The 13081-nt window shown below is 45.8% G+C and carries 11 protein-coding genes; 7 read left to right on the forward strand and 4 right to left on the reverse strand.

The features are described 5' to 3' along the window. Window positions 1–67 precede the first annotated feature (67 nt). Both BN3912_RS04805 and BN3912_RS04810 read right to left on the reverse strand, forming a co-directional pair. The gene (locus BN3912_RS04805; RefSeq protein WP_023984654.1) at window positions 68–3025 is read right to left on the reverse strand and encodes a PEP/pyruvate-binding domain-containing protein; all 2958 of its coding nucleotides are present in this window, start codon (window positions 3023–3025) and stop codon (window positions 68–70) included. Window positions 3026–3272: 247 nt separating this feature from the next. After that, on the reverse strand, window positions 3273–3566 hold the full coding sequence (locus tag BN3912_RS04810; protein WP_023984653.1) for a hypothetical protein: 294 nt from the start codon (window positions 3564–3566) through the stop codon (window positions 3273–3275). Window positions 3567–3749: 183 nt separating this feature from the next. Between BN3912_RS04810 and BN3912_RS04815 the strand changes: the two genes are divergently transcribed. The 4 genes from BN3912_RS04815 to BN3912_RS04830 all read left to right on the forward strand — a co-directional run bounded on the left by BN3912_RS04815 (window position 3750) and on the right by BN3912_RS04830 (window position 8277). Beyond that, entirely contained in the window at window positions 3750–5033 is a 1284-nt protein-coding gene (locus BN3912_RS04815; RefSeq protein WP_023984652.1) for an O-acetylhomoserine aminocarboxypropyltransferase/cysteine synthase family protein, read from the forward strand. Between the two features lie 315 nt (window positions 5034–5348). Next, entirely contained in the window at window positions 5349–6686 is a 1338-nt protein-coding gene (gdhA, locus tag BN3912_RS04820; protein WP_023984651.1) for an NADP-specific glutamate dehydrogenase, read from the forward strand. Window positions 6687–6777: 91 nt separating this feature from the next. After that, a complete protein-coding gene (locus BN3912_RS04825) occupies window positions 6778–7353 on the forward strand; it encodes a septal ring lytic transglycosylase RlpA family protein (protein ID WP_023984650.1) in 576 nt (191 codons plus the stop codon). Between the two features lie 6 nt (window positions 7354–7359). Continuing rightward, window positions 7360–8277, forward strand: coding sequence for an endonuclease/exonuclease/phosphatase family protein (locus tag BN3912_RS04830; protein ID WP_023984649.1), 918 nt, complete (start codon window positions 7360–7362; stop codon window positions 8275–8277). 17 nt (window positions 8278–8294) lie between these two features. Here the strand turns inward: BN3912_RS04830 and BN3912_RS04835 are convergent, their stop codons facing one another. Both BN3912_RS04835 and BN3912_RS04840 read right to left on the reverse strand, forming a co-directional pair. Further along, window positions 8295–9140 carry a hypothetical protein gene (locus BN3912_RS04835; protein WP_023984648.1) on the reverse strand — a complete coding sequence of 282 codons (846 nt, stop codon included), beginning with the start codon at window positions 9138–9140 and terminating at the stop codon, window positions 8295–8297. A gap of 284 nt (window positions 9141–9424) precedes the next feature. Beyond that, on the reverse strand, window positions 9425–10258 hold the full coding sequence (locus BN3912_RS04840; RefSeq protein WP_023984647.1) for a helix-turn-helix domain-containing protein: 834 nt from the start codon (window positions 10256–10258) through the stop codon (window positions 9425–9427). Between the two features lie 135 nt (window positions 10259–10393). Here BN3912_RS04840 and BN3912_RS04845 point away from each other — a divergent pair, with 135 nt between their 5' ends. The 3 genes from BN3912_RS04845 (at window position 10394) to BN3912_RS04855 (ending at window position 12805) form a co-directional block, all read left to right on the forward strand. Beyond that, window positions 10394–11239 (forward strand): aldo/keto reductase, encoded by an 846-nt coding sequence (locus tag BN3912_RS04845; protein WP_023984646.1) that lies wholly within the window; start codon window positions 10394–10396, stop codon window positions 11237–11239. A 42-nt stretch (window positions 11240–11281) separates the two neighbouring features. Further along, the gene (locus BN3912_RS04850; protein WP_023984645.1) at window positions 11282–11881 is read left to right on the forward strand and encodes a flavodoxin; all 600 of its coding nucleotides are present in this window, start codon (window positions 11282–11284) and stop codon (window positions 11879–11881) included. Window positions 11882–11965: 84 nt separating this feature from the next. Further along, window positions 11966–12805: a DUF4846 domain-containing protein gene (locus BN3912_RS04855; RefSeq protein ID WP_023984644.1), complete on the forward strand. Its 840-nt coding sequence runs from the start codon at window positions 11966–11968 to the stop codon at window positions 12803–12805. Window positions 12806–13081 lie beyond the last annotated feature (276 nt).

The raw sequence follows: 13081 nt of genomic DNA on the forward strand, positions 1-13081 counted from the left end.
CAAACATTTTATTGTATTATTTCCAACAAGTATCGCTTTCTTGATTTAAATCAAGTACAAGTATTATTTACAGAAGTACCACTCCTTCCTGTTTCTTGCCATCCATCATGATTTTAAGCGGACGGTCGAAGCGCACATGACGTATGAACTTCGTCTCTTCAACAGCAGGCATTTCGTCGAGAATTGCCTTGTTATACAGTCCTGTACTACGGCTCTCGTCGATGGTAAAGTAACCTACACCGAAGCTGGTTAGGTTCTGAAAGAAGTGTGTTCCTTGGCTCGGATCTACACGATAGTTCTTCAGAGCCACTTCAACAATAACTCTTGCTCCGCTGATATGGGGCCATTTCACGGGTATACCTAACCAATAATCGCTCGAACCCCACCGTCCGGGGCCGATGAGCACATAGTTCGTGCCCGATGCAAGAAACTTTCGGTTCATCTGTTCGATATCTGCAGCGATGGCAGGATTATTCATTGCCGAGAATTGATCGTCTGTTTTCACGTACACAACGTCCGTTACGTCTTCGCTGACACCCTGTCCGAGGGAGTTATGAGAGCGTAACAAGCAACGTTCATCGGCAATCTTCGAGAGGTCTTCGTCAAGTATTTGCTTGCTGTCTACAATCGGTCGTATCTGCAGAAGGTAGAACTCGCCCGTTTTATCGTCGTTCAGATTGCAGGCAAACTCTATTTCTACCGGACGTTTCATGGCTTCCGAACCGTATTTCATAGACATTTGAAGAATTTCGGGCAGCGGAAATACTCCTTGTTGAAGCACGCCGCAGAACGAGATTATCTTGCGTCCGCCTTCGTAAAGGCCGTCGCGTATCACCTGATCATAGGGATCATAAGTCGACGCGATGTAGTTCAGAGAGCCGTCGGCCTCGGCATCTTTCACCTTCAGTTTAAGGATATTGAAGCCGTCGTCGACCTTGAAATCGTTGCCGACATGCTTCATATCGAGTGCATAAAACTGTGTCTGTGTCTCACGAAGGGCGATATCGAGCTCCGAGGTCTGCAATATTTGGGCGGGATGATAGGGAGATACCCGCAACGTTTGTCCCCCATCGACGATGTATTTCCCCAAACCGAGCGCCAAGGAGGCAATTCCGTCTTCGGCAGTTTCATCGCCTATCGGATAATAATTGAGCGAACGAAGCACTCCGCTGATATTGGGATAGAAATGATCTCCATACTGTTTGCCCACTACTTCTTGCAAAATGACCGCCATTTTCTCCTGATCGATCACGTTACTCGTAGCGGTCATATAGGCTTTAGAGTCGCGATAGAACACCGAGGCATACACTCCTTTAATGGCACAAGCAAGCATTTGCAGCATCGTATAGCGGTCGTCGAGGTAAGGAATCATATAAGTAGAATAAACACCTGCAAAGGGTTGGTAGTGTGCATCCTCCAACAGCGAGCTCGAACGGATAGCTATAGGCGTCTTGGTTGCCTCGAAGAAGGTAAAGAAATCGGCAATTAGCGAGTCTGGAAGCTGTGCCTTCAAGAAATGTTCGAGTATTTCATCGTCGGAAGCATCGCTCAATGCGATCTGATAAAGGTTGTTCTGATCCATGAACCGATCAAAGAGATCGGTGCAAAGCACAAGGGTTTTCGGTATTTGAACGGTAGCCCCTTCGTGTTGGTTGAACTCCGGATGCATCTTCACCACATTGTCAAGAAACGCTAAACCACGCCCCTTGCCGCCCAAAGAGCCTTCTCCGATACGGGCAAAGTGGGCGTATTTATCGAATTTAAGGCGATCGAAAACCGCTACAACGCCGATGTTCTTCATGTGGCGATACTGCACAATGGCATCGAAGATAATCTTTCGGTGCGCATCCACATCCTGCAATTTGTGCCATGTGACATTCTTAAGGAAAGCCGATACGGGGAATATCGCCCGCGCACTGAGCCAACGGCTCATATGATTACGCGAGATATGATAGAGCATCGAGTCATCCGGTATCTTAAAAATATTATCCTGTAACTCTTTCAAAGAGTGTACGCGCATGATCTCCGCATGAGTTTTCGGATCTCGAAAGATGAAATCGCCGAATCCCATGTGCTCTTCAATGATGTTACGCAGGTCGACACTGATCTTTTTAGAGTTCTTGTCGACGAACTTGAAGCCCTCTGCTTCGGCCTTCTGTCGGTTGGACGACTCCGAACTTTCCATAATCAACGGCACATACTCGTCCTTGGCACGGATGGCACGCAGCAGTTTCAGGCCGGCTTCAGCGTCTTTTTTCCCATTTACAGGGAACCTTGCGTCGCTGATAACGCCCAGTGTATTATCGCTATACCTACGATAGAAGTCCATTGCCTCTTCATAATTGCGCGCTAAAACTACCTTCGGGCGGCCACGCATACGCAATGTAGCGATGTGTTTATTAAGGGCTTCGCTCGCTAAATTTTGACTTTGCAGCAATATATAGCTGTACAAGTTGGGAAGAATGGACGAGTAAAAGCGGATACTGTCCTCTACGAGCAGGATCATTTGCACACCCCCTTCCTTGATATCGTGCTCTATGTTCATCTTATCCTCGATAAGTTTGATGATCGAAAGAATAAGATTGGTGTTTCCCAACCAGCAGAAAACGTAATCGAAGATACTCAAATCCTCGTTTTCCATGCGTTTGGTAATGCCGTGAGAGAACGGTGTGAGCACTACGCAGTGGATATGCGGGAAGTCTGCCTTGATGGAACGTGCCACACTGAAAGCATCGTTATCGGCCGTACCCGGCATGCATATCACCAAATCTATGTTGGTTGTACTGAGCACTTTCGCCGCTTCTTCCGTCGTACTTACCTGTGTGAACATGGGCGGATAGCGCAGTCCGAGTTCCATATACTCATTGTATATCTTCTCTTCTACGCGCCCGTCGTCTTCCAACATGAATGCATCGTAAGGGTTAGCCACTATCAATACATTATATATACGGCGCAACATCAGGTTGACAAACGTGACGTCTTTCAGATAAAACTTATTCCACTGTTCGGGATTGCTTTCACTCATAAAACCGATATTCCTATTAAAATCCACAGCAGCAGCATGCTAAAACTGTCGCAAATATTGCCACTTAACTGCCACAAACTTACACAAAAACGGCGGAACAAACGAACATTTCAACAAGAATTATACCGCAACACGGATAAAACATACAATAAACAAGGCGCCCCCTCTTGGCTTACAACCGGATTACGGTATGGCCTAAAGGTGCGCCTTATATAAATATGTGCACGGCAGTTGTGCCGAAACAGAATTACATCTTTTCTTTTTTCATCTTTTTATCGGCTGCTTTTTTCTTAGAAGAATTGCAGCACGGAGCCTTTCCCTGCTCCTTGCATTCTTGCTTTCCGGCCTCGTTGCAAGCAGAACCCTTACACTCTTTCTTGGCTTTATCGCACTCTTTCTGCCCGCAACCCTTATCTTTCTTGCAGCAAGTTTGCTCTGTCTTCTTCTCATTTCCCTTATTCTTGGCATCTTGCGCATTCGCACCGACACTCATACACAACATGGCTACAGCCATCGTTGCACTTAAAATTAACTTCTTCATATTACTATTTATTGAATTAAAAACTCGATTGCAAAGATATAGCATCACAGTATAACGGCCGCCATCTTTTTAGTTATAAAAGATTAACGGCAAAGGTATGATAACTACAGAAGTGTAAAAAGTTCTTGTTTATATGGACAAAAAGCGTTTATTTTGCATAAAATATCAACAAAAACCGAAAAAATGAAAAAAGAAAAGAGACTGGCCACCCTATGCGTACAGGCAGGATGGGAGCCCAAAAACGGGGAACCGCGTGTACTGCCCATCATACAAAGCACCACTTTCAAGTACGACAACAGCGAAGAAATGGCCATGCTGTTCGACTTAAAGAAAGAAGGTTACTTCTATACACGCCTGCAAAATCCCACCAATGATGCCGTTGCAAGAAAAATAGCTGCCCTTGAAGGAGGCATAGGTGCCGTGCTCACCTCCAGCGGACAGGCGGCCAACTTCTACGCTGTGTTCAATATATGCGAGGCGGGCGACCACATCATCGCCTCTAACGAGCTATACGGAGGCACTTACAACCTGTTCGGAGTAACGCTGAAAAAACTGGGCATAGAGTGTACATTCGTCGGTCCGGATGCTTCGGAAGAAGATATACAACGATTATTCCGTCCGAATACCAAGCTTGTTTTTGGAGAAACCATCTCTAACCCGAGCTGCCGTGTGCTCGACATAGAGAAGTTTGCACGCATAGCCCATAGGAATAACGTGCCTCTTTTGATAGACAATACCTTCGCAACGCCTGTCAACTGCCGCCCCTTCGAGTGGGGATGCGACATTGTTACCCACTCTACCACCAAATATATGGACGGGCATGCCACGCAGGTGGGCGGTGTAGTCGTAGACAGCGGTAACTTCGACTGGCAAGCACATGCCGAGAAATACCCGGGACTATGCACTCCCGACGACTCATACCACGGACTTATTTACACCGAAGCATTCGGCAAACTGGGATACATCACCAAACTCGTGGCTCAACTCATGCGCGATCTCGGCTCTATACCGGCACCTCAGAACTCTTTCTTGCTCAATCTCGGGCTGGAAACGCTACATCTGCGCATGCCGCAACACTGCAAGAACGCCCAAAGAGTGGCCGAATTTCTGCACGATGACAAGCGTGTGGCGTGGATACATTACTGCGGTTTGAAAGACGACAGCGACTACCGGCTGGGACAGAAATACCTTCCCAACGGCTCGTGCGGCGTGATTGCTTTCGGTTTGAAGGGCAACCGCGACACCGCTATACGGTTTATGGACTCGTTAGAACTCATCAACATCGTTACTCATGTGGCCGATGCCCGCACTTGCGTGCTGCATCCGGCAAGCCACACCCACAGACAATTAACCGACGAACAGCTGCGCGAAGCCGGTATTGCCCCCGACCTGATACGCCTATCGGTGGGAATAGAGGATGCCGAAGATATCATCGACGACCTCAAACAGGCCTTGGCGCAACTTTGAAACATTTCACATACGACGGAAACAAACTGCCCTCAACAGCGGTCTGTTTCTGTTGTACTCACGCCCGAACGGCACGCTATCCGTCTTATACAGGCATCCTAACGAGATTAAATAGGCAATGTAAGGCATATAGATACCGCAAATACCATCGATACACTTTAAAAATAAGAAGCACAAAAGGTTAAACTTTACAAAGTGTAACGCCAAAACTCAAAAAAAACAAGTATTATTTGGCGGTTATCAATAAAAAATATATATTTGCGACATGTTATTGACATTTTGACAACTACTCATTTATAAAAAAATTACACTACCATGGAAGTTGAAAAAATCATGCAAGACCTCGAGCAAAAACACCCGGGGGAATCGGAATTCTTACAAGCTGTAAGAGAGGTACTTCTATCCGTTAAGGATGTTTACAACCAACATCCGGAGTTCGAAAAAGCTAAGATTATCGAGCGCATCGTAGAGCCCGAACGCATCGTGATGTTCCGTGTACCGTGGACAGACGATAAGGGCGACGTACATGTAAACATAGGTTATCGTGTACAATTCAACAGCGCGATAGGCCCGTACAAGGGAGGTTTGCGCTTTCACCCATCGGTAAATCTGTCGATTATGAAGTTCTTAGGCTTCGAACAAACATTCAAGAACGCACTTACCACCTTGCCTATGGGCGGCGCAAAAGGCGGTTCAGACTTCTCGATCAGAGGGCGCAGCGATGCTGAAGTAATGCGTTTCTGCCAATCGTTCATGGCAGAACTGTACCGACATATTGGACCTAACGTCGACGTACCGGCAGGCGACATCGGTGTAGGGGGCAGAGAAATAGGTTATCTCTTCGGTATGTATAAGAAACTTACTACACAATGGGAAGGTGTTCTTACCGGTAAAGGCATGGAATGGGGCGGATCTATCCTGCGTCCGGAGGCCACCGGGTACGGCGCCCTGTACTTTGTAAACCAGATGCTTCAGACACGTAATATCGATATCAAGGGCAAGAGTGTGGTCATCAGTGGCTTCGGAAACGTTGCATGGGGCGCAGCTAAGAAGGCTACAGAGCTTGGCGCGAAGGTGATAACCATCAGTGGACCGGACGGATATATATATGATCCTGCCGGTATCAGCGGCGAAAAGATAGAATACATGCTCGAACTGCGTGCAACAGGCAATGACATTTGTTCGCCTTATGCCGATAAATTCAAGGGCTCGAAGTTTGTTGAAGGCAAGAAACCTTGGGAGTGCAAGGCCGACATCTATCTGACTTGCGCAACACAGAACGAACTCAATGGCCAAGATGCCGATATGATTTTGGCACATAAACCCGACTGCGTGGCCGAGGTAAGCAATATGGGATGCACGGCAGATGCCGTAACTAAGTTCGTCGAAGCGCAGCAGCTCTTTGCTCCGGGCAAAGCTGTAAACGCGGGAGGCGTAGCAACTTCGGGCCTTGAAATGACGCAAAATTCCATTCGTTTGCACTGGAGCGGACAAGAAGTCGACGAGAAGTTGCACTATATAATGCACTCCATTCACGAACAGTGTGTAAAATACGGCACGCAACCCGACGGCTATATCGACTACGTGAAAGGTGCCAATGTTGCCGGCTTTATGAAGGTAGCCCATGCAATGATGGCACAAGGTGTCGTTTGACACGGCTTAATATGAAGACCGGTGCACATTGTAACGGCGTTACACTGCCAGCCAATAAGAAGACGCACCGGTCTTTTCAAACCATAAAACAGTGAATTATCGAAGAAGTATTTGTATTTTTATTATTGTACTAAGCGGCTTTACACCTCTGACAGCTCAAACTCAGAGGGGTAAAGCCACTTTTTATTCAAAGAGAGCAACTGGTGCACGTACGGCAAGCGGCATCAGGTTGCACCACGACAGTATGACTTGTGCCCATCGCACCTATCCTTTCGGTACGATGCTTCGTGTGAGAAACCTCGATAACGGTAAAGAAGTCGTAGTGAAAGTTACCGACAGAGGACCGTTTTCACGTGGCAGAATTATCGATCTTTCATGGGGAGCAGCGAAAGAATTGGGTATACTCAGCAAAGGTGTGACCATGGTTGAAGTAACACGTGCGGACAGCATAATTGTTCCTTACAAACCGGATGATAAGAACGAACTGCCCGAAATGGACTTCGGCATATCACAGAATGAATATAAATTTGCACAACAGAAGAAAAACGACAGTACGATCGATAACAAGAAGGTGGTATCGAAAAAAAGAAAAAGCGTAAAGAAACGCACTCCTAAACATACCAAGAAGCGTCAAAAGAGAACTAAGAAAAGACGTAGAAACAAATAAAACGATATGAAAAAACAGTTTATTTTAATCTTTTGCCTGTTCTGTGCAATAGGCATTCAAGCACAAAACCTTTTCGTCGGTACGTACAACATCCGCTACGACAACGATGGTGATAAGAAAGAAGGCAACGGGTGGGAACGGCGTTGGCCTATCATCTGTGACATGTTGAACTTCGAAGAACCCGATATATTCGGTACACAAGAGGCCAAAGTAAACCAAATACACGACTTGCAAAAAGGGCTCGAAGGTTATAATTACATTGGGGTTGGCCGCGACGACGGCAAGGAAAAAGGCGAATATTCTGCCATTTTTTACAAGAAAGATAAACTTACCAAGATCAGATCGGGTAACTTCTGGTTGAACGAAACACCCGACAAACCTAAATTGGGATGGGATGCCGCCTGCATCAGGATATGCACTTGGGGCGAATTTATGGACAATAAAGATAAGCTGAAATTCTATTTTTTCAACTTACACATGGATCATATCGGCGTTGTAGCACGCAGAGAATCGGCCAAATTAGTCATCAGAAAGATCAAAGAGATAACAGGCGGTAACGCTCCGGTGATACTCACGGGCGATTTCAACGTAGACCAAAACGATGAGATCTTTAAGATTTTCTCTGCTTCGGGCATACTTAAAGATTCCTATTCGGCAGCTGAAATGCGCTTTGCCGAGAATGGTACTTTCAATGACTTCGATACCGAACTGAAAACAGAGAGCCGTATAGACCACATCTTCGTATCGCCTAAGTTCGATGTAAAGCGCTATGGAGTGCTTACTAACGGCTATTGGACGGAGAAAGGCAGTAAGGAAAACTTAAGTAGCAATAAGGCTCCGAAAGAATTAAAGTTCAAGAAATACGCCCGACGCACACCATCCGATCATTATCCGGTATTGGTTAAAATCGCCTATAAGCAATAAATGTCGGTTCAATATTCCTACTTTCGTGTAGGAATATTGAACTCGCTGACTTTCGATATAGACTTTGTTCCCTGAACAACCGAAACACAGAACTTGGCTTTACCGTTCTTCAATCGATTATCCGCCTTAACCAAAGCTGTATAACGTATGCCTGCTCCCGGCATAATTTTCTCTACATGTACGCCCGGGGAGATGTATATATGCTTATTACCCGTAGCTTCGATAACGGTAGGCTGCACATCATAAAGCACTTCTTTCCCACGGTTCATCACCTCAAAGATTATCTTACACAACTCTCCACGGCTGATTACGTTATCCTGATTATCGTCTACAAATCGAGCATTGCGTATCTCTATCGCCGGCGAATAGTGCAACCCGTTGGCCAAGTTCTCCACACTCGAGGTAGCAGGCATAGTAACTGTAGGCGTTTGAGCAGTATAATTGCCGGTATAATCGGTACCGTTGAAATCGTATAAACGGTCGTCTCCGCTATTCGAAGCATCGAAACCGCTATTCAATTCTTCCTCTCCGGCATCGGTTTCATACACCTGTTCTTCTTGTCGGTCATGTTGTCGTTGCCGCCGTTCGTATGCCCGTTCTTCTTTATCGCGCCTATATTGGTACAAATCATCTTGCCTTTTCTCATCGGCTTTAGCTCCTATAGCGCCGCCGATGATGGCACCTCCGGCCATTCCCACTATAGTTCCAACGTCTGAACCACGCGGTCCGCCGCTGATACCTCCGATGGCTGAGCCGAGAATAGAGCCAAGCGTTCCTCCTGCATAGGCACCCGTACCCGTATAAGTATCGCAGCTACTTAGAAGAAAAGCAGCACAAACTGTTGATAACATGAGCTTTTTCATATTCGAAACCTTTTAAATATATTGCAAAAATAAATAAATTATGCGACAAGACTCCAGCATTTTCCCTAAATAAATATAGGGAAATCCCTAAAAAGACCAAATCTACGGTAGTCACAAGTAACAGCTATATCATTGCCAAGCAAGCTATTTTGCATTGCATGGAGCCGTATTAATTTACGAAATGAAGCATTTTTTCCGCCATCAGGTGTCCATATTATCATAATTTGCGCTCACGACATAGCGATAAAAGAAAGAACATAAACGCTTGTTACAAAATCCTATCTTCAGCCGTTTCTCGGCTGTAAACTCATGCGATACTGGCTGGGTGTCATTCCCAAATGCTTGGAAACGTAGCGGCTGAAATACGATAGAGAGGTGAAATTCATCATCTCTGATATCTGTGTAAGCGACAAACGTTCGTCTTCGAGAAAACCTTTCAGCATCGGTACTGTATAGCGATCGATAAAAAATGTTACGCTGCTACCCGTGGTACGGCGCACGGTATCGGAGAGATATTTGGGTGAAACATTGAGACGTTCGGCATAATAAGAAACTTCGCGTTGTGTACGCGAGATGCCTGTTTGCAACAGTTGCAGCAGCTCTTTAACGACAAAACTGCGGCGATCCGTAGCGTCTAACATGCCGTGATATTTGGAATGGAAGCAGAAAAGATCGTATATCATTGTTTGGCAGAGGCTTCCCATCAGCTCCCGATAGAACGGATGAGCATTTTCTTTCATACGGTCGCGAAGCCGGTGAATATCTTCTACGAAGCACAAGGCATCCGTTTCGGACAAAGGAATCACGGGATTATCGTACAAACTGATGCCTCCTCCGATGCCGAAGTTATTGGGCGGAAGCTGATTGTTCAAAAACCTATAAGGCGCAACAAAAAACTCTACCCGCAATTCAGGATGGGGAGCAAGGTTACACACCTTATCGGGAAGAATGAGAATTACGACATCATTGCGCCGGATATGGTAGCAACGGTCGTTGAAGACAAAGCTGCCTTCGCCGTCGAGGCATATCAAATGCAGGCAACAATCATGGAAACGTTTATCGTTGATCTGCAGAAAATCGGTGGAAAAAACAAAATCCGTCTCCTTAATCTCGCTCATAAGACAAAAATAGACATTATTTTTATAACCAACAAACGATTTACGTAATTTGTGAAATCATCACGGAAATTTGTGAAACAACATTATCATAAAATCGTTATAACTTTGCACTTGTAAACTAAAAAGAATAAAACAATGAAGTACGTAACATTAAACAATGGAGTAAAGATGCCGCAACTCGGCTATGGTGTGTATCAGGTAGAACCGACAGAAGCCGAACGTTGTGTAAGCGAAGCATTGAAAGTGGGCTATCGTCTCATAGATACAGCGCAGGCATATCGCAATGAAGATGGCGTGGGGGCTGCGGTTAAGAACAGCGGAATAGCCCGCAGCAAGGTTTTCTTGGTATCTAAAGTGTGGATCAGCAACTATGGTTACGAGCATGCCAAGGCAAGTATCGACGAGAGTTTGCGCCAACTGCAAACCGAATACATCGACCTTATGCTGCTCCACCAGCCGTTCTGCGATTACTACGGTGCCTATCGCGCACTCGAAGATGCTTATCGCGAGGGCAAACTGAGGGCTATCGGCGTGAGCAACTTCCAACCTAATCACTTCATAGACTTGGCAAGCAACGTAGACATCGTGCCCGCCGTTAACCAAGTGGAGACGCATGTGTTCTGCCAACAAATCAAGGCTAAGGAGTATATGGATAGTTTTGGAACGCACATTATGTCGTGGGGACCGCTCGCAGAAGGGCGTAACGGGCTCTTTACCAACCCTGTTTTGGAGGCTATAGGCAAGGCACATGGCAAGAGCGTTGCACAGGTTGCACTTCGTTACCTCACTCAACGAGACGTGATTATCATACCGAAATCTACTCACAGAGAGCGTATGGAACAGAACTTCAGTATCTATGATTTCGAACTGACCGATACGGAAATGGAACAAATAAAGGCATTGGATTTGGGCAAGAGCGCCTTCTTCGACCACAATGATCCGGAAACTGTGAAGATGTTTATGGGCTGGCGAGGCCTATAGCAAATGTAAAGAAAAACGGTAAAACATTCATACAACACTGATATGAAACTATTGAAAGCATTCGCCGCAGTCGCTCTGTTGCTTGTATCTACGGCTTGCGGTGGCAATAACAAACAAGAAAACGACATGAAAAAAGGTAAGACATTGATCGTATTCTTCTCGCATGCGGGTGAAAACTATGCAGTGGGAAACATCAAGGTGGGCAATACAAAAATCGTGGCCGACTATATTAAGGAACGTACAGGGGCCGACGAATTCGAGATTATACCCGAGAAAAGCTATGATATGCCCTACTCCGACCTCACCAAGCTGGCACAGAAAGAGGCCGAAAACGGCGAGCTGCCGCCCTTTAAAGGTGCGGTGAACGACATTGGACAGTACGATACCATCTTCATTGGTGGCCCTGTATGGTGGGGAACTTACCCGCAGGTGATGTTTACTTTCTTTAAGAAGTACGATTTGAACGGCAAAACAATTATTCCATTCACTACACATGAGGGCAGCGGACTGGCAAATGTGGTCGAAGACTTGAAGTCTCTATACCCCAAAGCCACGATTACCGGCGCGTTCGCCATCTACGGACACGAGGTGCGTTCGGGCAAGGCAAAAGTAGAAAAGTGGCTGGAAAGCGTGGGCTATTGATAAGAGTATCGCACTGCATTATCTTATCTGTTAATTGTTCTTTTTACATCTATTTTTCGTATCTTTGGGCAAAAATAACGTATAATGAACAGAATAGCATTTCTACTTTTTGCCTCCATCATGCTGACAGCATGCGGAGCAAAGTCTTCCGATAAACCTCTTCAAGTAAAAAACGAGCCGGTAAAAGTAGCCACACCCGATAACCTCGCCCGTTGCATACCCGCTCCGGCAGGTTATAAGCGGGTGGCCGTAACGAAAGGGAGCTTTGCCTATTTCCTTCGTAACCTGCCGTTAAAGCCCGCAAACAGCGATCTTCATTACTATAACGGACAGGTTAAGACGGCTAAATACGGCGGAGCCATCGTAAACATGGACTTCGGAAAGAATGCGAACGAGCAATGCGCCGATGCCATCATCTTTCTTCGTGCCTCTTATCTGTGGCAAACCAAGCAGTTCGATAAGATACGGTTCTGCTTTACCAACGGTTTCAAGGCGGAATATTCGAAATGGGCAAAGGGGTATCGCATACGAAATTGTAACTCTTGGATAAAGACTCAAAAGGAGGACTACTCCTATAAAACTTTCCGAGATTACCTTAACATCGTGTTTCAATATGCCGGAACGGCATCGCTCAGCAAAGAACTGACGCCCATAGGCCGCTGTTGGACGAAGAATATACAGGCCGGAGACGTGATCATAAAAGGCGGATTTCCGGGACATGCAGAGATTGTTGTCGATGTAGCAGAGAATGATAAGGGCGACCGCAAGGTGCTGTTGGCACAGAGTTTTATGCCGGCACAGGAGATAGAGATATTTCCCGAATGGCTCAGTGCCTCGGAAGACGGCAGACGTCTCGATACCCCGTCGTGGACATTCGATACGCATAACAGCAATAACTACTTTCTAAAACGCTTCAAAGACTAATATTTTCCCCGCTCGCAACGGCCGTAATCTGTTACAAGCGTGTACTTTTTTCTTATTCGCAATACTGCTGTTATAAATTTATATGGCGTATCCGATTTTACCAGATACGCCATATATCAGTTTTACACCCTAACTTTATCGCCATTATACGGCGCATGTATTCAGGCTATGAGGCTATATCATCTTTGCAAGATGTTTCATACAGACAGGAAAAATATATAGGAAAATAAGGTTCCTATATAATAATATGTAAATCGAATAGGCCTTATTTATATA

The sequence above is a fragment of the Prevotella phocaeensis genome, from assembly GCF_900065875.1.
GTDB classification, from domain to species: domain Bacteria; phylum Bacteroidota; class Bacteroidia; order Bacteroidales; family Bacteroidaceae; genus Prevotella; species Prevotella phocaeensis.